The following is a 20756-nucleotide window of genomic DNA, read 5'->3' on the forward strand; positions in this document are numbered from 1 at the left end:
CCCCCCATGGACTCGCTCACCCAAACGCTCGAACTGTGCAGACGTGTTACAGCCGGCTACCGCCCAGCACTACGTAACAGCCCTGTCGCCGATTGCACACGCCGTTTCGAACTGCTGCCCCTGCGCTATGCCGCTATCGGCGGCAACTCGGCACAGCGCGCCCGCTTGCCCAAGTTGCCAGGCTACCTCAGCCCCTTTCAGGATGTGGGTGAACTGACCCACTCCAGCTATGCCATCCGCCCGCTGCGCGAAGGCTTTCTCTACCTGCTGATCAAACGCTACAGCGCGCCGGCCTACGAATGGCACAGCCAGTACCGTGTAGCGCCCAATGGCTCACTGCTGTACATCAACGCCGACGCCCCTTGGGAGCCTGCCCCCAGCACAGGCAACCTGGACGAAATCCTGAGCGCCTTCGGTTGGACCATCACCCTCTACGACCTGGACGACATCCAGGAACTGCGCCCGTTGTTCAGCCCCTCCCCACTCACGCCGCGCATGCTCGACAACTACCGCGTGCTGGAAGACGAATATCGCAACAGCCTGCCCTCCATCGATATCGCCCGCTTCATCCAGCCTTCGGATGCACCGCCTCAGCCAAACGTACTCAAGCACGATCAACTGGGCTGGGTGGCTGACTTCAAGGCGCAAGACGATGCACAGCTGCAGGCGCTGCTAGACCTGCAGCCATTCAACAACGACCAGATCGTATCGCCGCATGCCTCACGGCAAGCCCTGGCGCCGCTTATGAATCAAACCAAACCCCGTGGCGCCGCCATCGTGATCGAAGACGCCATCGGCATCACTCAGGAGCTCAATGCCTGGCGCAACGCAGCCGTCGACGAGGTGAAGACGACATGGCTGCAGCGCACCGTGGAACCTGGCGTGGACAACGAGCGCAAATTGCTGGTCGCGCAGTCGTTCCTGGAGATCGAGAAGCTGTACCCACAGATGGTGGCTGAGCAGATCGTCAAGCGTCAGGTCATGGCTGAGACCATCCGCAACCAGCCAGCCACGCCCGTGGAGTTCTATGCGTTTTCCGAACGCGCAAGGCAACAGGCCGATGCGCATGACGAACAGATGAAACCTCATCTCGCGCAGTTCGAGCGCGAAGTCCGCGCCAAGGTCCAGGCCCGTCAGGATGCTGGCGAATTCAGCAAGAAGTTCGACGAGAAATACGGCCATCTGGTCGACCGCCAGGCCATGCACGATCAGCTCGAAGGCTTCGAGCAGGCGATGCAGCAGGCCCAGCAGGCTGCACAGGACCGCGCCAAGGACCATGCCCACTGGGTGACAAGCGAGCGTTTGCTACAAACGCTGGACCGCTACGACAACGCCGACCTGATCAATGGCTTGGCCTTTGCCGAACAGACCGGCCAGTGCGTGATCGGCATGGAGCTCAGCGAACTGGGCACGGCCATCCTTGACCACTGGTGGCGCAGCGATGTGGCGGACCGCTGCAACCTGGCGATGCGCGGCATCACCTATAACCAGGACGACATCCGGGAAGCGCTAGCAGCGTTGCAGGAAGCGGCCAAGGCCGAACCGCCGGCAGAGACATCGTTCGTGTTGCGTGAAGCGCTCGCCCGCCAAGCGCACATTGCGGCGAATGCCTTCGGGCGTATCAATACGCTGTATGAGGAGCTACAGAGCAGGAACAGCACTGCCAGCATCGGTTTGCATGCCTGGTACGTCGCGCTGGGACGGCAGGTGCTGCGTACCGGGTCACCAAACAGCATGGACCGTGCCCTGCACCATGGCCTGCGCCTGACATTGTTTGCCTCGGTGCATGAAACGGCTGTCGACATTCGCCTGGGCGACGCTGCTCGCAGTGGGCAACCACTGAATGCACAGCGCAGCGGTGCTCAGGTTGCACGCTATCTGGATCAGGCCTGGGCTGAAGGGCTGATGCAGGCCAACAACAGTGATTTCTACAAAGTGCGTGTCTCCGGGTTGGTTTGCCTACTGGAAGGGATGCTGATGGCATTCAAGGCGCGAGAGCTGCCCGACAGTGATGCGCGGGTGAAGACCGAGCTTTTGGCAGCGTCCATGACCACGGCTGCGGCCGGGTTTGAAGTTGGCGCCAGTTATGTGGATCAGGTGGTGGTGAGGTATGGCGCGAATAGCGTGACCGGGAGAGGCGCTGCGGCGACGTTGGGGAGATTGAAGCTTTGGGGGGCTGGTCTGGCGGGCATGGGAGGGATGGTATTGGCGTGGTGGGATTTCGCCGATGCGGCTGAACATTTTAACTATCGTCAAGACGATCTTAACGGGAAAAGCACAACAAAATCCCAAGCTTTGGCCCCCGCTTATGCATTGAGATCCCTGGCAACTATTACACTTTCCTTCGCAGAGGCAGGAACAGCCATCGCAATCGCCAAACCTTTTTTTGACTATCTATCTCACAACGCAAAAACTAAACTTGTAAGAATGCTGGCCTCATCGTCGGGAGTGCTTGCAAAAAAATTGGGTGCACAAGCTGCTCGCCTCCTACTAGCGCGTTTGGTACTGGGAGCTTTTTGGACAGGTCTCGCCCTGACGATAGTAATTTATCTTTTTGAAGACGATGCTTTGGAAAAGTGGTGCAAACGCAGCTGCTTCCGGATCGGAAAAAATTCGAAACTCTTTGAGGAACTAGAAGAGTTGAGCGCTCTCCATGCAGCTTTCAGTGAGGCCTTATAATGTACTTGGTTGAATGGGGCTTCTGGCAGATGGCAACAGAGTCAGAGAACGCACGGAAGGCGTACGAAGCAGAAATGACACCTGCAGAAAGACGCTCTAGCCAAGATTATTATGAGGGTGACTTGGAAGAAGAAATACATTTTCAACAGGTCAGCGACAAGCCTCACACACGCGGCCCTATTTTTGCTTTCAATGAGAGATTTCTTGAAATGCGCTGTGGCGGCTCCGAAGACAAGCGAGGCCTTATCACCCTTATCACATTAGGCGGAATCTTACCCGGTATCATTGTTGGAATAGTTATTGCTGTAGGTTCTATTTGGCTAGATATCACCAGGCCCGGCCCAAACTCTTTTTTAGGAGTGGTACTTACAATTGTCTTGGGGTTGGTTTCAGGAGCTGCATTATACTTCTACTCAAAATACGGCATAAAAATTAGCCGATTCGAAATACTGACCAGCCGCCATCTGCTCATTCGCTTCAACCGAATAACACAGCAGGTCCACCTGCATAGACCAAGTTATTGCGGCGGCATCGTAACATTTCCCTGGAAAACCACCGGAAGCACAGGTCTTGATCCAGAAGACGACTCGCTGAGCGTCGGAATGAGACTTGGCTTGATCTGGCACCCCAGCCGTACCGGCCTTCCCCACATGGAAATGGCCCTACTCGGCAAACAAGGCCAAGGCGGCAGTGAACTCCGTGATGAATGGGAATTCATCCGCCGCTACATGGAAGAAGGCCCGCACGCCGTCCCCCGCCCCCGCCTGAGCACTCAACTGCCCTCACCCATCCAGGCATTCAGCGCCCAGTTCGAAGGCCTTGGCCGTTTCTTCCGCAATAGCAGTTGGCTGTTCAAACTTGCAATGCTCATGGTCTGGCCCGCTTTCGTCATCATCGGCACCGCGCACTGGGTCAGCCTGCTGCTGTGCTGGCGACCCCGCTGGCCGAAGGTGATCCGTGAGGCCGGTTTGCCCGGTAAACCCGTGCCTTCACCCACTACCTTGAGTGACTACCCGCCCGAAATCCAAGAGCGACTGCTCGCCAATGCCGACCGCTGGCAGCTCAAACCTGGCAAGCGCCCAGCGAAAAAGCCACGTAAACCGCGTACACCCAAAGCGCGAAAAATACCGACATAAAAGCTCACGCAAGCAGCGGACCGCCCTTATCGACAACGTGCAGCTATACCTGCGCACCAAGGCCTGAGGCACACACCCATGGACTCGCTCACCCAAACGCTCGAACTGGGCAGACGTGTTACAGCCGGCTACCGCCCAGCACTATGTAACAGCCCTCTCGCTAAGTGCGTGTCTCCGGGCTGGTTTGCCTACTGGAAGGAATGCTGATGGCATTCAAGGCGCGAGAGCTGCCCGACAGTGATGCGCGGGTGAAGACCGAGCTTTTGGCAGCGTCCATGACCACGGCTGCGGCCTGGTTTGAAGTTGGCGCCAGTTATGTGGATCAGGTGGCGGTGAGGAATGGCGCGAATAGCGTGACCAGGAGAGGCGCTGCGGCGACGTTGGGGAGATTGAAGCTTTGGGGGGCTGGGTTGGCTGGGATAGGAGGGCTGGTATTGGCGTGGTGGGATTTTGCGGATGCATCTGAGCATTTCAAGAATAGTCTGGATGGACCTATCGGACAGAGCAAAAAAAACTCCAAGCTCTTGGCTATTACCTATTTTGTACGAGCGGCGGCGACTATCACACTCACACTGGTTGAATTGGGAACAGCCGTCGCAATTGCCAAACCACTTTTTGACCATTTATCCCGTAACGCTAGGACTAAGTTTGTAAGGATGCTGGCCTCTGCCGCCGGATCACTCGCCAAATCACTAGGAACGCAAACCGCCCGCCTAGTACTTGCCCGCTTAGTTTTAGGTGCCTTCTGGGCAGGCCTAGCCCTAACGATATTGATTTATTTGTTTGAAGACGACAGCTTGGAAAAGTGGTGCAAGCACAGTAGCTTTCGCATTGGAAGAAGCTCAAATGCCTATGAAAAACAGGAAGAATTAATAGCATTGCATTCAGCGCTCAGGGAGGTTTCATAATGTATTTGATCGAATGGGGATTTTGGCGAATGGCAACCCAGTCTGAATCTGCACGCGACGCGCTCGAAGCAGAGATGACTCCTGCGGAAAAACGTGCTGATCAAGATTTTTACCAGCGTGACTTAGAAGAAGAGATGCATTTCCAATCCGTAAGCGAAACGCCTCATACTAGAGGTCCCGTTTTCGCTTTTAACGAGATATTTCTGGAAATTCGATGCGGAGGGTCTGAAGAAAAACGTGGTCTTATTACGCTCGCGACTCTTGGAGGGATTGCGCCGATCATCGTTATGTCTGCAATCATGACCATTGGCTTTATATGGATGGACATAACCGATCACGAAAGCCGCTCATTAATCACGATACTCACCACACTTATAATGTTATTTATCTCGGCCACTATATTTTACTTGTATTCGAAATATGGCATACATCTAACCCGACTGGAAATACTGACCAGCCGCCATCTGCTCATTCGCTTCAACCGAATAACACAACAGGTCCACCTGCATAGACCAAGTTATTGCGGCGGCATCGTAACATTTCCCTGGAAAACCACCGGAAGTACAGGACTCTACCCAGAGGATGACTCGCTCAGCGTGGGAATGAGACTTGGCCTGATCTGGCATCCCAGCCGCACCAGCCTTCCCCACATTGAAATCGCCCTACTCGGCAAACAAGGCCAGGGCGGCAGTGAACTCCGTGATGAATGGGAATTCATCCGCCGCTACATGGAAGAAGGCCCGCACGCCGTCCCCCGCCCCCGCTTGAGTACCCAGCTACCCTCGCCCATCCAGGCATTCAGCGCCCAGTTCGAAGGCCTTGGCCGGTTCTTCCGCAATAGCAGTTGGTTGTTCAAACTCGTAATGCTCATGGTCTGGCCCGCTTTCGTCATCATCGGCACCGCGCACTGGATCAGCCTGCTGCTGTGCTGGCGACCCCGCTGGCCGAAGGTGATCCGTGAGGCCGGGTTGCCCGGTAAACCAGTACCTTCACCCACCACCTTGAGTGACTACCCGCCCGAAATCCAAGAACGCCTGCTGGCCAATGCCGACCGCTGGCAGCTCAAACCTGGCAAGCGCCCAGAGAAAAAGCCACGTAAACCGCGTACACCCAGAGCGCCAAAATCATCGACATAAAAGTGTGCTGATATGAACCTAACTCAAATGAATTTTACAAAATCGGGACTATTGGACGGATATGCGTTGAAAAAGTAATGCAGTCCTAGCTGCATTAGCATTGGCAAAAGCTAGAGAATCCGTAAAGAGCAAAAAATTCAAAGCGCTGCAGTAGGCGCTCAGTGACGGGTGGATTAATGTTTTTGATCGAATGGGGGTTATGGAAAACATGCACAGAGTCAGAGGCAGCACGCAAGGCGGCCGATACTGTGATGGCGCCGACAGATAAGTCTGTAGCAATAGACCTATATGAGAGTGAGTTGAGGGAGGATGTTCACTTTAGGCCCGTAAGCAATACCCCTCGCTCACGCGGCCCCATATTTGCGTTCAATGAAACCTACATGGATATGCGCTGTGGCGGCTCAGAAGAAAAGCGTGGTTTAATCACGTTGATGACGCTTGGAGGTCTAGGGCCTATGACTTATGCCTGGCTTCGTGTAACGTTCTTCTCTATATACATCAATGCAACCCAAGCCGACTTTCTTTCCGTATTCTCTGTTTCATTCAGCCTCTACATGTTATCGATTGGCGGTGCGGTATATTATTTTTATGCCAAGTATGGATTTCGCTTCACCCGGTTAGAAATACTGACTAGCCGACACCTCCTTGTCCGCTTCAATCGGAAAACTCAGCAAGTTCATCTTCATCGACCAACTTCATGTGGTGGCATCGCAACATTTCCATGGAGAACAACGGGAAGCACGGGACTCTACCCAGAGGATGACTCGCTCAGCGTGGGGATGAGACTTGGCCTGATCTGGCACCCCAGCCGCACCGGCCTCCCCCATATGGAAATGGCCCTGCTCGGCAAACAAGGCCAGGGCGGCGGCGAACTCCGTGATGAATGGGAATTCATCCGCCGCTACATGGAAGAAGGCCCGCACGCCGTCCCCCGCCCCCGCCTGAGCACTCAACTGCCCTCGCCCATCCAGGCATTCAGCGCCCAGTTCGACGGCCTTTGCCGTTTCTTCCGCAATAGCAGTTGGCTGTTCAAACTCGCAATTCTCATTGTCTGGCCCGCTTTCGTCATCATCGGCACCGCGCACTGGATCAGCCTGCTGCTGTGCTGGCGACCCCGCTGGCCGAAGGTGATCCGTGAGGCCGGTTTGCCCGGTAAACCAGTACCTTCACCCACCACCTTGAGTGACTACCCGCCCGAAATCCAAGAGCGACTGCTGGCCAATGCCGACCGCTGGCAGCTCAAACCTGGCAAGCGCCCAGAGAAAAAGCCACGTAAACCGCGTACGCCCAGAACGCGAAAAATATCGACATAAAAGAGCGGCGGGCAAGATTTCAATTAAAGTGCGAACTTTAAAAAGCTCGTGCTGCTTGCCGGATATGTCTTGGAGAGCGGGTACATAGCCAGCTGCTTCTGCACTAAGGAAGTCTTGCCCCTAAATTTAAGTCATGGCATTCAACACTCAGTGAGGACTTATAATGTTTATGATTGAATGGGGTTTTTGGCGAATGGCAATCCAGTCTGCGTCTGCACGCGACGCGCACGAAGCAGAGATGACAGCTGCAGAAAAACATACCAGTCAAGATTTATACCAGGGTGACTTGGAAGAAGAGATGCATTTCCAATCCGTAAGCGAAAGGCCTCATACGAGAGGACCCACTTTCGCTTTTAACGGGACATTTTTGGAAATGCGCTGCGGAGGGTCTGAAGAGAAACGTGGTCTCTTAACACTTGCAGTGCTCGGCGGAGTTATGCCTGTCATTAGCGTCACGACATTCTCCGCAGTAAGTTTCTTATGGGTTGACATAACGGATCATGCTACACGCTCATTTCTAAGTGTTTCGCTCACCCTAATCATGACCCTAGTTGCAGGTGCCATACTATACCTATACTCAAAATATGGCATAAAATTAACCCGACTGGAAATGCTGACAAGCCGTCATCTGCTCATTCGCTTCAACCGAATAACACAACAGGTCCACCTCCATAGACCAAAATATTGCGGCGGTATTGTGACATTTCCGTGGAAAACCACCGGAAGCACGGTTTTATATCCAGAAGACGACCCGCTCAGCGTTGGAATGAGACTTGGCCTGATCTGGCACCCCAGCCGCACCGGCCTCCCCCATATGGAAATGGCCCTGCTCGGCAAACAAGGCCAGGGCGGCAGCGAACTCCGTGATGAATGGGAATTCATCCGCCGCTACATGGAAGAAGGCCCTCACGCCGTCCCCCGCCCCCGCCTGAGCACCCAGCTACCCTCGCCCATCCAGGCATTCAGCGCCCAGTTCGAAGGCCTTGGCCGTTTCTTCCGCAATAGCAGTTGGCTGTTCAAACTCGCAATTCTCATTGTCTGGCCCGCTTTCGTCATCATCGGCACCGCGCACTGGATCAGCCTGCTGCTGTGCTGGCGACCCCGCTGGCCGAAGGTGATCCGTGAGGCCGGGTTGCCGGGTAAACCAGTACCTTCACCCACTACCGTGAGTGACTACCCGCCCGAAATCCAAGAGCGACTGCTTGCCAATGCCGATCGCTGGCAGCTCAAACCTGGCAAGCGCCCAGAGAAAAAGCCACGTAAACCGCGTACACCCAAAGCGCCAAAAACGCCGACATAGAAGCGGGCTACGCACAAGCCCAACCGGTTCTAGGGAGTGGGTCGCAACCACCGGCCCAACCCCCAATGCTGGGGATACGGGGCCCATAGGCAAGTTGCCGATAAACCTGACGAAAAGTCTGCAGCCCTTGCGCCGCAAGGCCTGCAGCCCGACAACCACGGTTTGGCACGCCTATTGCCGATCTCCTGCCAGACGCCCCAAGTCCATGGGCCCGTTTGCAGGAGGAATTGACTCATGCACCGACCGATACCCCACCCGCTGGCAGTGGCGATTTTCGCCGGCATGCTCCAGCTCCCGGCGCAGGCTGCGTTGAACGCTGTCGACCCCGGTCCCTATAACCTTGGCAACGGCAACTTTGCAGGTTGGTACCAGGATAGCCACGGTCGGACCCTCGACCTGTGCCTGACCAAAGCGGTGAGTTCCAGGGCCGCCGGCGCGCCCGGCGCACCGGCGTACATGTGCACACTGCTGCCAACCCCCGGGGTGTTCGACGACACCCAACCCATCGCCTTCCCCACCAACTTCCCCGACGAGGCCTTCTGGTTTACCGCTGACGCCGCCATCGTCGACGCGGCACGCGGCATCGACCTGAGCTACGGCACGGCCATCGAGGCGGCGTTCGCCGCCGAAGAACCGGTCGAAGGCGATCAAGTCAGCTTCGCCCGGGTGCGGATCCGGGTGGATGTGCCGACGGCAGGCACCTACGTGGTCACCCACCCCTATGGTGTCGATGTGTTCGATGTACCGGCCGGCGGGCGTCGGGCAATCAACATGACCCGCGACATCGGCATCGCCGGTGCAGGCGACTTTACCGGTGCGCTCAAAGGCGATGTCGGCCCGTTCCTGCGCAGCGTAAACGGCCCTTACACCGAGGGCAGCGAACGCTTCATCGGCGACCCGAACCTGGAAGAGCGTGTGACCGGCAGCCCGTTCAACACCAACTTCGTGCGCATCGAAGGCCCCGGCGGCATCGACCTGCGTACCGAGCTGTTCTCGATCTCAGGCAAGCTCTCCAACGTCGCCCTGCCTACCCCGTTGATGCCGCTACGCACCACCTACTCGCGGCGTGCCGAAAATGGCGACCTGCGCGCCCAGCAAGATGTGTTCGTCATGGCCCCGCCGCCGCCTGCGACCGTTACCCTGACCAGCCAGACCCCAAACCTGAGCCTGACCGAAGCCAACGGCACCGGTGCCTGGTATGCCCAGTCGGTTCTCAACCCAGCGGTGCCAACAACGCTGGTGCTGACCGCCGACAACAGTGTGGCCATCCCGACCAGCAGCCTGACCACAGCCAACCTGCCACTGACCGACCTGGTGACCATCACCCAGGCCGAATACCGCCTGTCAACCGGCCAGCTGACGCTGGTCGCCAGCACCAGCGATGAAACCAGCCCGCCTGTGCTGACCGCCCACACCGCCAACGGCACGTTGATCGGCAACCTCAGTGGCAACGGCGCCGTGAAGACATTGAGCACAACCCTCTCGCCCATCCCCCCGGCCAAGGTGCAAGTCACCAGCGCCAATGGTGGCAGCGACAGCGAAGACGTGGTGCTGGTGCCATGAACAGACAAAGGCTCAGCCTTCAAGGAGGCAGCATGAACACTTGGCCACGCCGTGCGCTGTTCGCCGCCGGTTTTTCCCTCACCGTCACCAGCGCCGCCTTTGCCGCGTTGTCCGATGTCGACCCAGGCCCGTACACCTTTGCCACTGGTGGTTATCCCATGTGGTACAAGGACGCCAACGACCTGTCGCTGGAGTTGTGCCAGTCGCGGGCCACCAGCACCCGAGCACCTGGTGGCCCCGGCGCCCCTGCCTACATGTGCACCCTGCTGCCCGAACCTGGCATCTATGACGATACCCTGCCGCTGGTATTCCCCGATAACTGGCCGCCAGAGATGTTCTGGTTCCTGGCCGAGACCGAGATACCGCAGGTAGGCAACAGTGGCTACGAGCTGGAAGTATACGTCGCCGGCCTGGAAGCGGCGTTTGCCGCCGAGAACCCGGTGGACGGCGACCAGCAGAGCTTTGCCCGCATCCGAATCCGCGCCTCGGTGCCGCGCACAGGCGTCTACACCATTACCCACCCTTACGGGGTAGAGACGGTCAACGTCACCACGGCCGGCCGGCGGGCGATCAACATCACCCGCGACATCGGTATCGGCGCGCCAGGCAACTTCCGCGGGCCACTCAACGGTAACCTCGGGCCTTGGCTACGCGGCGTCGGCGGCCCCTATACGGCGGTCAACCCGGACACCGGCTCGACCGAAACCTTTATCGGCGACCCGAACATCACCGAAGCGGTGGTCGGCAGCCCCTTCAACACCAACTTCGTGCGCATCGAAGGCCCACCTGGCGCCATCCAGACCAACGCCTTCACGGTGTCCGGCAAAGTGCTCGATCAACGCGCGCAAACGCCCGTCACCCTGGAACGTGCCACCTACTCGCGCAACGGCGCCGGGACCCGTGTCGAGGTCTTTGCCAAAGCGCCCAACAATGCCAGCGTGTGCATGCGCAATGGCTTGGCATTGATCGGCTCACCGCCTTCGCCTTGCCAGTTCAGCCTGCTGCCGGACAACAACGGGCTGTTCTTCAGCCAGCAACTGAGCCAGGCCGCGCCGCCACCGGTGGTGGTGGTTACCGGCAGCAGCGCCACCGGCACCACACAGCCAACGGCGTTGTCGAGCAAGCTCAGCGATGTGGTCAAGGTAAGCACCGCACGCTACGACTGGGCCAACAAACGCCTGTTCATCGAAGCCCGCTCCAGCGACGAAGTGGCGATCCCTGACCTGGTGGCCCAAGGCTACGGACGGCTGTCCAAGTCCGGCACGCTGCAAAGCCTGACGGTCAACGATATTGCCCAGCCGCCTGCGACCGTCACGGTCAAATCTGGCCATGGCGGCAGCGATGTCGAGCCTGTAGTGGTGGTGGGCAATGCGCCTGTCGAAGCCGCCAACCAGCCACCGCTGGCCCAGGCCGATATTGGCAGCACCAGTGTCGGGGTGCCGCTGAGCCTGAACCTGCTGCTGAACGACAGCGACCCGGATGGCAACGTACCGCTGACCATCAGCGACCTGACCCAACCGGGTACCGGCCTGGGCGGCGTGGTACTCAACGGCAGCACGTCGGTGACCTACACCCCGCCAGTCGGGGCCACGCAACCGCTGGTGGCCACCTTCAGCTATCGGGCCGTGGATGCCAAAGGCCTGAAGTCGGAACCGGCAACGGTTACGGTCAATGTCGCACCCAACCAGGCGCCGACCGCAGCCGCTCAAACCGTCGCCACGCTCGGTGTAGCGCTCACCATCAACGCGCTGGCCGGCGCTACCGATCCAGAAGGCAATCTGCCCCTGGTGGTTGCCAGTGTGACCCAGCCGGCGGCAGGCAGAGGGACCGTCAGCACTGACGGCACCACTGTCACCTACACACCACCGGCGACCGTCACGACGGCCTTCACCACCACCTTCACCTACCAGGTGCGTGACGCGCTGGGGGCGCTGTCCAACAGCGCCACCGTCACCGTCAACGTGTCGCCACGCCCCGCCGCCGAGACCTTCGCGGTCACCGCAGCCACGGTCACGGCACGCTCCAACAACCGTTACAACTGGGACATCAGCGGCACCTCATCGGTGACCACCGGCAACGTCGTTACCGTGCGGGTCACCACCACCACAGGCGTGCAGACATTGGGCACCACCACGGTACCGGTCACCGGCCGCTGGCGCCTGGCCGTCAGCAACAGCACCACGGTGATCCCGACCGCCGCGCCGACGGCGACCATCACCACCAGCCCAGGCACCACCCGCACCGTCAACGTAGTCGTGCAGTGAAAGGCCGGAGAACGCCATGAAATGCCTGTATCCACTGCTGCTCTGCCTGGCCCTGGCGGGCCAGGCCAGGGGGGCCGAAGACCTGATGGACAACGCCGACCTTGCGCCCGGCAGTGACCTCGGCGACCCCGTGATCATCCGTCTGTTACCGGTCGGCGCCGGCCAGGCCGCGGTGATCGAGCAGCAAGGCAACGGCAACCGCGCCGCCCTCGACCAGAACGGCCAGGCCCTGCTGGGCCGCATCGTCCAGGCCGGGGGCGCACAGGAGGCGTACATCCTGCAAGAAGGCAGTGACCTGATGGCCAGCATCAGCCAGCAGGGTAATGGCAACAGCGCGTCGATCCGCCAGAGCGGCAGCAGCAACAGCGCTGCCATCGACCAGATCGGCAACGACAACAGCGCCAGCATCGTGCAGTCCGGCACGGGCCTCAACAGCTCCGTGACCCAAGCCGGCAATGGCCAGCATGTTCAGATCACCCAATACCGATAGACCTGGAGGCACCACCATGTTCAAGCTCGCTCCCCTAAGTGCCGCTATCGTCCTGGCCCTTGCAGGTCAGGTCATGGCTGCCGACAGCACTTCGACGCAGACTCAGGACGGCAAGGAAAACATTGCCGAAGTGACCCAGACCCTCGCACCGTTCGCCTCGGCCACCCAGACCCAGACCGGCAAGGGCCACAACCACCTGGCAGTGCAGGCCGACAGCACCAGTGATATCCAGCAGAGCGCTACCGGCTCGTACAACGCAGGGTACGCCGAGCAACTGTTCGAAAACGGCAGCCAGATCACCCAGCAGTCCGGGGGCAGCTACAACGATGCCTTCGCCAGCCAGTCGCTGGGCGAAAACAACCAGGTCCTGCAGACCCAGCAAGGCAGCGAGAACCACTCGACCGTGTGGCAGGACACCCAGCTAGGCAGCCAAGTCACCACCCTGCAATCGGGCCAGCGCAACGAAGCCTTCGCCGAGCAGATGTTCGGCGGCAGCAACAACCAGAGCCTGATCATGCAGGCCGGCGCCGACAACTATGCCGCTGCCGAGCACCTGACCCACAACGACGGCAACATCCAGATCTACCAGGACGGCAAGGAGAACTGGGCCTACGGTGACCAGCGCGACGGCCAAGGCGGCACCATCGGCCTCAACCAGACCGGCACTGGCAACTCGGTAGAGGTATGGCAGGACACCCAGGTGGGCAGCCAGGCCAACGTCACTCAGACCGGCCAGCTCAACGAAGGCTACATCGACCAAAGTTTCGGCGAAGCCAACAAGGCCAGCCTGACGCAAAATGGCAAGGCCAACGCCAGCTGGTCGGATCAGTTCGAGAGCAACAACTCGACCACTACCATTTCGCAGAAGGGTAGCAACAACCTGCACTACACCTACCAGAACGGTGAAAACCTCAACCTGACCGTGACCACCCAAGGCAACGGCAACAAAATCACCGCCAGCAACTGGAAAGGCGACAAGATGGGCGGCCAGTTTGGTACCAACCAGACCGCCGTTATCAACCAGTACGGCAACGGCAACGGCGTCAACCTGACGCAGAATGGTGACAACCAGCTGGCCACGCTGAACCAGACCGGCAACAACAACGCGATGCAGACCAAGCAGGCCGACAGCAACAACGAGCTGTTCTTCGAGCAGAACGGCAGCGACAACATCCTCATCGCCGACCAGCGTGGCACTGACAACTATGCCTTCGGCAGCAGCGAAGGTACCGGCAACTCCATCACCTTGGACCAGTCCGGCTACAGCAACCAGAGCCACACCAATCAGCTCTACGGTAGCGGCAACGAGGTCACCATCAAACAGACCGACAGCGTCAACGCCGCCTACGTGACCCAGGGCGGCCAGGGCAACAAGGCATTCGTCGACCAGAGCGGTATCGCGCAAACCGCCACCATCAGCCAGCTGGGCAGCGCGAACACGGCCACTGTGACTCAAAAGTAAGCCCTTCCCCCTTGGACCGCGGTGCTCACTCTCCCGAGTGCCGCGGTTCCTTTTTGTTGCAGCGGGCTTGGCGCGAATAGGCCATGCACGCCAACAGCATTACAATGGTCAGCACCCCATTCGGTGCGCCCGTCATGATCCAGTCCGACCTCGACCTGTTCGGCCCCCAGCCGCAACGCCTGGCCAGCCACACCGTGCTGCTGCCCGGTTTCGCCCTGGCCGAGCTCGAGGCCCTGCTCGACGCCCTGCGCCCAGTGCTGCGCGCCGCGCCGTTCCGGCACATGCAGACGCCAGGCGGCCTGCACATGGCCGTAGCGCTGACCAATTGCGGTGCGCTGGGTTGGGTCAGTGATGCGCACGGCTACCGCTACACCGCCACCGACCCGCAAAGCGGCATGCCCTGGCCTGCGCTACCGCCCGTTCTGCTCAGCCTGGCAGGTCGCGCAGCCGCCATCGCAGGCTTTGACGATTTTGTCGCCGACGCCTGCCTGGTCAACCACTACCTGCCTGGTACCCGCCTGAGCTTGCACCAAGACCGCAACGAACAGGACTACGACCAGCCGATCGTGTCGATTTCACTGGGCTTGCCTGCGGTGTTCCTGTTGGGCGGGTTACAACGCGCGGACAAGACCCAGCGTGTACCGCTGAACCATGGCGATGTGCTGGTCTGGGGCGGTGAGGACCGCTTGCGCTTTCATGGGGTGTTGCCAATCAAACCCGGCGTGCATCCGCGCATGGGTGAACGGCGCATCAACCTGACCCTGCGCAAGGCGGGGTAATGGCGTAAAAACTTGAACATCTTCGCCGGTAAGGCTTCTAAAGATGAGCAGCGTCAGTCTTTTCGAGGAGCCCGACATGACCTACACGCCCTGCCATGGAGCTGCGCACCGATGAAAATGCCCGGCCGCTCTCCCAACGCCTCGCTGCAGCTCGATTACGTACGCGATACGTTATTCGGCCCTGTGGCACAGAGCGTTGAATGCCAATGCCAGCTCGCCGCCATCAACCTGCAGGGCCGCCCTGCGCTGCGTTTGCACATCTGCCCGCCACTGCCCGACAAAGTCGACCGTGCCCACAGCGTGGCGTTCGTCTGGGACGGCCGCAGTTACCGCGGCGTGGTGCGCGACCAAGGCAAGTGCGGCGACGGGGGGCTCAACCTGTTGCTGGAGTTGCAATAAGCCGATCAACGGCGGCCAAGTGGGCTGAACCTGCCGGCAACACCACGTCTCCATAGCACAAGAGCCCATGCCTTCTGGAGATCGCCATGAACAGTCCGTTGCTCAAGCTCTTCACCCACCCATCCGATGCCTGGATAGAGATCCGCCGGGCGGAAGAAGACCACCCGCAGCAATACCTGCCGCGCCTGCTGGCGTTGGCGTTGATCCCTGCCGTGTGCCTATTCGCCGGCACTACCACCTTTGGCTGGAGCCTTGCCGGCGAAGAACGCGTGCGCCTGAGCCTCGCCAGCGCGGCGCAGCTGGCGTGTCTGCTGTATGCCGTCACGGTGGTGGGGGTGATGATCATGGGGGTGATGATCCGCTGGATGTCACGCGGCTTTGATGCACAACCCAGCCTGCAGCAATGCATCGGCTTTGCCGCCTACTGCGCGACGCCGTGGTTTTTTGCCGGAGTGGTCGGGTTGCTGCCGATTCGCTGGCTGGCCCTGGTGGCGCTGTTGGCCGCCTCGGCGTATGCCAGCGTGCTGCTGTTCGGCGGTTTGCAGACGTTTTTACGCTTGCGCAAAGAACAGGCCATGCTGTTCGCCGCCTGTGTGTGGGGGGTGGGCCTATTGGTGCTGGTGACCATCCTGGTGTCGATGATCCTGTTCTGGTTCAACGGCCTGATGCCGGAGTATGTGCGCCCGGCCAGCCTGGGCTGACCGGGCTCTACGGGCAGGCTCAGGCAATCGCCCTGAGCGGCGTGGTGGGTTTGTCACGCAGCGCGTGCAATTGCGTAAGCAGGTTCACCACGTCGCGGCAACTGTTGAGGCCCTGCAGGTCTACCCCGCTCAGGGTCACCCCCTCTTCCAGGCTTTTCCCCTGGCCCAGGCGAATGGTCAGGTGAGCGCCATCCGCGCAACTGACTTCGCAGCGATCAGGCAGGCAGGCTTGCTCAATCATCTGCCGCATTTCCAGCATTGAAACGCCTATCAACGACATTGTACGACCCTCTCTGTACTGGATGGCCTATTGGTTAGGTACGCCTTTGCCAGGCAAGGTGCCAATTGATATTGCGCATCCTCCGGCGGCCGTCCATGCGCCGGAGCAATGATCGTGCGGGGAATCATCTAGCACCTTAGTGGAAGATCGCGGGTGGGCCTGTACTGTTCGATCGGCTGCTGGCAGTTAACGACGAGCGGTCTCGGCCGGCATCTGCCCGAACCGTCCGGCATGGAAATCATCGAACGATTCTGCGATTTCTGCCTCGCTGTTCATCACGAACGGCCCGTAGCCAACGATCGGCTCATCGATCGGTTCACCGCTGAGCAACAGCACGCTGGCGTCTTCCAGCGCCTCGATGGCAATGCCCTCACCGCTACGCTCGAACAGCACCAGGCTGGCCGGCCCGGCTTCGCGTTCACCGTTGACCCGCACGCTGCCGCGCAACACCACCAGGGCTGCATTACGCCCCGTCGCGACGGGCAGTTGCACGCTCGACTGGGCGTTCAAACGCATGTCCCAGACATCCATGGCGGTAAAGGTTCGCGCAGGGCCTGGCTGCCCTTGGTACTCACCCGCGATCACCCGCAGGCTGCCACCGTTGCCGTCCAGCGCCACCACAGGGATGTCCGTGGCCAGCAGCGTCTGGTACCCCGCCGCAGCGCGCTTGTCACGCGCAGGCAGGTTGACCCACAGCTGCACCATCTCCAGCGTACCGCCACTGCGGGCAAACGCCGGGGCGTGGAACTCTTCATGGAGGATGCCATTGGCAGCTGTCATCCATTGCACGTCGCCTGGGCCGATCAGGCCACCCGCCCCCGTCGAGTCACGGTGCTCCAGTTCGCCCTGGTAGACGATGGTCACGGTCTCGAAACCACGGTGCGGATGTTGCCCGACGCCGCGCCGGGCGCTGGTCGGGGTAAAGGTGTGCGGGCCGGCATAGTCCAGCAACAGGAACGGGCTGATCTGGCTGGCCAGGTTGTCATAGGTGAACAGGCTGCGCACCGGGAAGCCATCGCCTACCCAGTGGGGGTGAGGGCTGCGGTGAATACCCAGAATCTTTTTCATGAGAAGTCTCCTCTCTTGGCTGGGATCACCTTACCAATGATACCAATCAGGCGGTAGACAGCTGAAATGGCATGCATCGTTCCATCAATAGGACAAACTTCAGTTTAGAAAGCTGAGCACGGACGCTGCTGTCATCGCTGGGTCCTCCTGCATGAAACAGTGCCCACCCGCGACCTGCTGGGCAGTCACGTTCGGGTTCAGCGCCACCAGGCGCTTCACCGAATGTGGCACGAAGGGGTAGGTCTGTTCGCCATACAGCACCCGCGTCGGTGTCTGGATCGCTGCCAGATTCGCCCACATGCGTTTGGGGAACGAACTGAAAATCTCCACCTCGCGGCTGGGCCGACACTTGAGTACCACCGCCTCGCCGCAATCGCCAATGGCATGCTCGACATAGGCTTGCAGCGCCGCATCACTCCAGCCTTTGAAGATACCGCGGCCCTGCAGCGAGGCCAGCGCCGTTTCACGATCGGGCCAATGGCTGCGGCGGCTGGCAGCCTTGCGCGCCAAAGCGTGGCGCTGGTGCAGGCCAACCAGCGCGGCGGCGCCCATCACGCCAATCATGCTGCGGCTGAACAACACCGGGTCGAGCAGCACGGCGCGCTCGAACAACTGCGGCTTACTGGCCAGGATCAGCCCCGAGAGCACGCCACCAAAACTGTGCCCGAGGGCAACACGCGGCACCTCGCCATATTCGCCACGCCCGCGCTCGAACGCCTCCACTGCCAATTCAGCCGTGCGGTTCCAGCCGCGAAACGCACCGCCATGGTCGCTGTCGCCATGGCCTTGCACATCGCACAGCCACAGGTCGAAGTGCTCGCCCAGGCGCATCAGCAACGGCTGGTAGGCCAGACAGCAGAAGCCGTTGCCATGCAGAAAATGCAGCAAAGGCTTGCCACTGGCCGGCGTACGCCAGCCGCGCAGGGTAAAGCCTTCGGAGCAATGGTGGGACCACGGGATCAACTGCATGGGCTTGCTGTACTCATCGGTCTATGAAAACGCCGATTCTACAAACAGCAGCGGGTATAGCGAAATCACCAGTAGCACGGCCATCAGGACATTGAACAGCATCAGCCAACGCGGGTTCTGCAACAGGTTGCGCAAGGCGCTGCCGAACATGACCCAGACCCCGACGCTGGGCAGGTTGACCAGGGCGAACAGCGCGGCGATGACGACCACGTTCATCACGTACCCCTGGGCCGGTGTGTAGGTGGTGATTGCCCCCACTGCCATTACCCAGGCCTTGGGGTTGACCCACTGAAATGCCGCAGCGCCCCAGAAGCCCAACGGTTTGCGGGCGCTGCCCGAGGCTGTGCCGATCGGCCCCGAGGTGGCGATCTTCCAGGCCAGGTACAGCAGGTAGGCGGCGCCTGTGTAGCGCAGGATGGTGTACAGCGCCGGCCATGCCTTGAACACCTCACCCAGCCCTAAACCGACTGCCAGCACCATGACCATGAAACCGACACTGATGCCAATGGCATGCGGGATCGAACGGCGCACGCCGAAGTTCACGCCCGAGGCCAGCAGCATGGTGTTGTTCGGCCCCGGGGTGATGGAGGATACGAAGGCAAACAGCACAAAAGCTGTCAGCAGGTCGGCAGAGGCAAGCATGGCAGGCATTCCACAATCATTATTGGTGCTGTCACACTAACGGAGTCGCCCTACCTTGCGACCGGTACAATTTCGCTAAATTAAATAGATACAAATACTGTACCGATCTCGTTCAGTTCAAGGAAGCCTGCCCCATGAGCCTCACCATTCGCCCCGCCGTGCGTACCGATGCCGCGCAGATTCTGGCATTCATCACCGAGCTTGCCGACTACGAACGTGCCCGGCACGAGGTCGTTGCGTCTGTCGACGACATCCAGCGCAGCCTGTTTGACGAAGGCAGTACCGTGCACAGCCTGATTTGCGAGCGTGATGGCCTGGCGATTGGTTTTGCCGTGTATTTCTACAGCTACTCGACCTGGCTCGGGCGCAATGGCATCTACCTCGAAGACCTGTACGTGACGCCCGAGCAGCGCGGCGATGGCGCTGGGCGCAAACTGCTGCGCCATATTGCCAGCGAGGCCGTGCAGAACAATTGCGGGCGCCTGGAATGGAGCGTGCTGGACTGGAACGCGCCGGCAATCGGGTTTTACCAGTCGTTGGGCGCCGAGGCGCAGAGTGAGTGGCTTCGGTATCGGCTCGATGGCGAGAAGCTGCTGGCGTTTGCGCGGGGTTGACCCTGGAAACCGCCAGCAGCTCTTTAAAGTCACCTTAAGCAACTTATTAACATATAACTCTAGCTATCTGATTTAGATTAATTTTTTGTGGTGGGGCCAGCCTCCCCCACCACAGTACAGGTGCAATCCCGCTGCCACACCGCTCCGGCGATATCCACTTGCTTGGGCAGCACCTTGTTCTGGAAAAACAGCTCCGCCGTGCGCTGCTGCGCCGCGATGATTTCATTGCTCACCGGTATCACGGGCGAAGCTGGCCGATGGCTGAAGCTGCGCCGTACCACCTCCTCCGGCAACCCCATGAACTTTGCCAGCAACTGAATGCTGCCCGCTTCATCGCTGCGCGTGAGGGCCTCGGCCCGGCTGATCTCATCGAGCAGTTGGCCAACGAACGTTCCATTTGCCTCGACATAACCACGCGCCCCCAGCATGAACGGCCCGATCAACCCCAGCCCTTGGCCGTCGGCCAGCAGCCGCGCCTTGCCCTCCAGGTCGATCGCCGAATAGAACGGGTCCCAGATCGCCCAGGCATCCACGCTGCCGCGCTCGAACGCGGCGCGGGCATCGGCGGGCGCCAGGTACACCGGCTGCACATCGCGGATACTCAAGCCGGCCTTGGCCAGGCTGCGCAGCAACAGGTTATGCGCACTGGAACCTTTCTGCAGGGCAATCCGCTTGCCCTTAAGGTCAACGACGCTGGCGACCGCGCTGCCCTTGGGCACCAGGATCACCTCGGCTTGCGGCTTGGGTGGTTCCGCGCCGATGTACAGCAGGTCGGCACCAGCCGCCTGGGCGAAGATCGGCGGGATGTCGCCGGTGGAGCCGATGTCGAGGCTGCCAATATTCAGAGCCTCGAGCATCTGTGGGCCGGCCGGGAACTCGATCCATTGGACCCGGGTATTGGCAAAACGCTGCTCCAGAAAACCATGCTGCTTGGCCAGGACCAGGCTGATCGAACCCTTCTGATAGCCAATACGTAACGTCGCAGGGTCCGCCGCCTGGGCAGTTCCAACAAAGCTCAGCAGCAGCAAGACGGCAAGGCGTAGCACACGCATC

At 59.9% G+C, this 20756-nt stretch carries 18 protein-coding genes and 1 pseudogene; 14 read left to right on the forward strand and 5 right to left on the reverse strand.

The features are described from left to right. The first annotated feature begins 6 nt into the window (after positions 1 to 6). From PC358_RS05215 to PC358_RS05275, 13 genes and pseudogenes are all read left to right on the forward strand, one after another. Positions 7 to 2679, forward strand: coding sequence for a T6SS effector BTH_I2691 family protein (locus PC358_RS05215; RefSeq protein WP_033697979.1), 2673 nt, complete (start codon positions 7 to 9; stop codon positions 2677 to 2679). Then, entirely contained in the window at positions 2679 to 3815 is a 1137-nt protein-coding gene (locus PC358_RS05220) for a DUF6708 domain-containing protein (protein WP_033697980.1), read from the forward strand. Before PC358_RS05215 ends, PC358_RS05220 begins: the two co-directional genes overlap by 1 nt. A gap of 164 nt (positions 3816 to 3979) precedes the next feature. Further along, positions 3980 to 4723: pseudogene (locus PC358_RS05225) on the forward strand (T6SS effector BTH_I2691 family protein); the annotation flags it as partial. Next, positions 4723 to 5859: a DUF6708 domain-containing protein gene (locus PC358_RS26890; RefSeq protein WP_077068412.1), complete on the forward strand. Its 1137-nt coding sequence runs from the start codon at positions 4723 to 4725 to the stop codon at positions 5857 to 5859. The pseudogene PC358_RS05225 and the gene PC358_RS26890, both read left to right, overlap by 1 nt. 176 nt (positions 5860 to 6035) lie before the next feature. Further along, complete coding sequence (locus PC358_RS26895) at positions 6036 to 7172, forward strand: DUF6708 domain-containing protein (protein ID WP_077068413.1); 1137 nt, start codon at positions 6036 to 6038, stop codon at positions 7170 to 7172. 163 nt (positions 7173 to 7335) lie between these two features. Next, entirely contained in the window at positions 7336 to 8472 is a 1137-nt protein-coding gene (locus PC358_RS26900; protein ID WP_077068414.1) for a DUF6708 domain-containing protein, read from the forward strand. A gap of 234 nt (positions 8473 to 8706) precedes the next feature. Next, complete coding sequence (locus PC358_RS05245; RefSeq protein WP_033697984.1) at positions 8707 to 10035, forward strand: hypothetical protein; 1329 nt, start codon at positions 8707 to 8709, stop codon at positions 10033 to 10035. Between the two features lie 32 nt (positions 10036 to 10067). Continuing rightward, entirely contained in the window at positions 10068 to 12299 is a 2232-nt protein-coding gene (locus tag PC358_RS05250; protein ID WP_033697985.1) for an Ig-like domain-containing protein, read from the forward strand. 16 nt (positions 12300 to 12315) lie between these two features. Then, the gene (locus PC358_RS05255; RefSeq protein ID WP_033697986.1) at positions 12316 to 12789 is read left to right on the forward strand and encodes a curlin; all 474 of its coding nucleotides are present in this window, start codon (positions 12316 to 12318) and stop codon (positions 12787 to 12789) included. 16 nt (positions 12790 to 12805) lie between these two features. Beyond that, complete coding sequence (locus PC358_RS05260) at positions 12806 to 14251, forward strand: curlin (protein WP_033697987.1); 1446 nt, start codon at positions 12806 to 12808, stop codon at positions 14249 to 14251. Between the two features lie 134 nt (positions 14252 to 14385). Next, positions 14386 to 15030, forward strand: a complete 645-nt coding sequence (gene alkB / locus PC358_RS05265) for a DNA oxidative demethylase AlkB (protein WP_033700048.1) — start codon at positions 14386 to 14388, stop codon at positions 15028 to 15030. Between the two features lie 111 nt (positions 15031 to 15141). Beyond that, positions 15142 to 15429 carry a hypothetical protein gene (locus PC358_RS05270; protein ID WP_033697988.1) on the forward strand — a complete coding sequence of 96 codons (288 nt, stop codon included), beginning with the start codon at positions 15142 to 15144 and terminating at the stop codon, positions 15427 to 15429. A gap of 86 nt (positions 15430 to 15515) precedes the next feature. Next, positions 15516 to 16130 (forward strand): Yip1 family protein, encoded by a 615-nt coding sequence (locus tag PC358_RS05275; RefSeq protein ID WP_033697989.1) that lies wholly within the window; start codon positions 15516 to 15518, stop codon positions 16128 to 16130. A gap of 19 nt (positions 16131 to 16149) precedes the next feature. On the opposite strand, the gene PC358_RS05280 is transcribed toward PC358_RS05275, so the two are convergent. The 4 genes from PC358_RS05280 to PC358_RS05295 all read right to left on the reverse strand — a co-directional run bounded on the left by PC358_RS05280 (position 16150) and on the right by PC358_RS05295 (position 19098). After that, entirely contained in the window at positions 16150 to 16410 is a 261-nt protein-coding gene (locus PC358_RS05280; RefSeq protein ID WP_033697990.1) for a DUF1652 domain-containing protein, read from the reverse strand. A 186-nt stretch (positions 16411 to 16596) separates the two neighbouring features. Continuing rightward, a complete protein-coding gene (locus tag PC358_RS05285) occupies positions 16597 to 17478 on the reverse strand; it encodes a pirin family protein (RefSeq protein WP_033697991.1) in 882 nt (293 codons plus the stop codon). Positions 17479 to 17577: 99 nt separating this feature from the next. Next, positions 17578 to 18447: an alpha/beta fold hydrolase gene (locus tag PC358_RS05290; protein ID WP_033697992.1), complete on the reverse strand. Its 870-nt coding sequence runs from the start codon at positions 18445 to 18447 to the stop codon at positions 17578 to 17580. A 21-nt stretch (positions 18448 to 18468) separates the two neighbouring features. Further along, entirely contained in the window at positions 18469 to 19098 is a 630-nt protein-coding gene (locus PC358_RS05295; RefSeq protein ID WP_077068416.1) for a LysE family translocator, read from the reverse strand. A gap of 125 nt (positions 19099 to 19223) precedes the next feature. On the opposite strand from PC358_RS05295, the gene PC358_RS05300 reads away from it, so the two are divergent. Then, positions 19224 to 19703, forward strand: coding sequence for a GNAT family N-acetyltransferase (locus PC358_RS05300; RefSeq protein ID WP_033697993.1), 480 nt, complete (start codon positions 19224 to 19226; stop codon positions 19701 to 19703). A gap of 77 nt (positions 19704 to 19780) precedes the next feature. Here PC358_RS05300 and PC358_RS05305 read toward each other — a convergent pair whose 3' ends face one another. After that, positions 19781 to 20755 carry an aliphatic sulfonate ABC transporter substrate-binding protein gene (locus PC358_RS05305; RefSeq protein WP_050506060.1) on the reverse strand — a complete coding sequence of 325 codons (975 nt, stop codon included), beginning with the start codon at positions 20753 to 20755 and terminating at the stop codon, positions 19781 to 19783. Between the last annotated feature and the right edge of the window lies 1 nt (position 20756).

It is taken from the genome of Pseudomonas capeferrum, assembly GCF_000731675.1.
In the GTDB taxonomy this organism is placed as follows: Bacteria; Pseudomonadota; Gammaproteobacteria; order Pseudomonadales; family Pseudomonadaceae; genus Aquipseudomonas; species Aquipseudomonas capeferrum.

Bases quoted from the DNA above. Each gene is read 5' to 3' on its own strand.
- PC358_RS26900 (WP_077068414.1), top strand. From the start codon at position 7,336: ATGTTTATGATTGAATGGGGTTTTTGGCGAATGGCAATCCAGTCTGCG.
- PC358_RS05245 (WP_033697984.1), top strand. From the start codon at position 8,707: ATGCACCGACCGATACCCCACCCGCTGGCAGTGGCGATTTTCGCCGGC.
- PC358_RS05270 (WP_033697988.1), top strand. From the start codon at position 15,142: ATGAAAATGCCCGGCCGCTCTCCCAACGCCTCGCTGCAGCTCGATTAC.
- PC358_RS05275 (WP_033697989.1), top strand. From the start codon at position 15,516: ATGAACAGTCCGTTGCTCAAGCTCTTCACCCACCCATCCGATGCCTGG.
- PC358_RS26890 (WP_077068412.1), top strand. From the start codon at position 4,723: ATGTATTTGATCGAATGGGGATTTTGGCGAATGGCAACCCAGTCTGAA.
- PC358_RS05300 (WP_033697993.1), top strand. From the start codon at position 19,224: ATGAGCCTCACCATTCGCCCCGCCGTGCGTACCGATGCCGCGCAGATT.
- PC358_RS05295 (WP_077068416.1), bottom strand. From the start codon at position 19,098: ATGCCTGCCATGCTTGCCTCTGCCGACCTGCTGACAGCTTTTGTGCTG.
- PC358_RS26895 (WP_077068413.1), top strand. From the start codon at position 6,036: ATGTTTTTGATCGAATGGGGGTTATGGAAAACATGCACAGAGTCAGAG.
- PC358_RS05260 (WP_033697987.1), top strand. From the start codon at position 12,806: ATGTTCAAGCTCGCTCCCCTAAGTGCCGCTATCGTCCTGGCCCTTGCA.
- PC358_RS05255 (WP_033697986.1), top strand. From the start codon at position 12,316: ATGAAATGCCTGTATCCACTGCTGCTCTGCCTGGCCCTGGCGGGCCAG.
- PC358_RS05285 (WP_033697991.1), bottom strand. From the start codon at position 17,478: ATGAAAAAGATTCTGGGTATTCACCGCAGCCCTCACCCCCACTGGGTA.
- PC358_RS05215 (WP_033697979.1), top strand. From the start codon at position 7: ATGGACTCGCTCACCCAAACGCTCGAACTGTGCAGACGTGTTACAGCC.
- PC358_RS05305 (WP_050506060.1), bottom strand. From the start codon at position 20,755: ATGCGTGTGCTACGCCTTGCCGTCTTGCTGCTGCTGAGCTTTGTTGGA.
- PC358_RS05250 (WP_033697985.1), top strand. From the start codon at position 10,068: ATGAACACTTGGCCACGCCGTGCGCTGTTCGCCGCCGGTTTTTCCCTC.
- PC358_RS05290 (WP_033697992.1), bottom strand. From the start codon at position 18,447: ATGCAGTTGATCCCGTGGTCCCACCATTGCTCCGAAGGCTTTACCCTG.
- PC358_RS05220 (WP_033697980.1), top strand. From the start codon at position 2,679: ATGTACTTGGTTGAATGGGGCTTCTGGCAGATGGCAACAGAGTCAGAG.
- PC358_RS05280 (WP_033697990.1), bottom strand. From the start codon at position 16,410: ATGTCGTTGATAGGCGTTTCAATGCTGGAAATGCGGCAGATGATTGAG.
- alkB (WP_033700048.1), top strand. From the start codon at position 14,386: ATGATCCAGTCCGACCTCGACCTGTTCGGCCCCCAGCCGCAACGCCTG.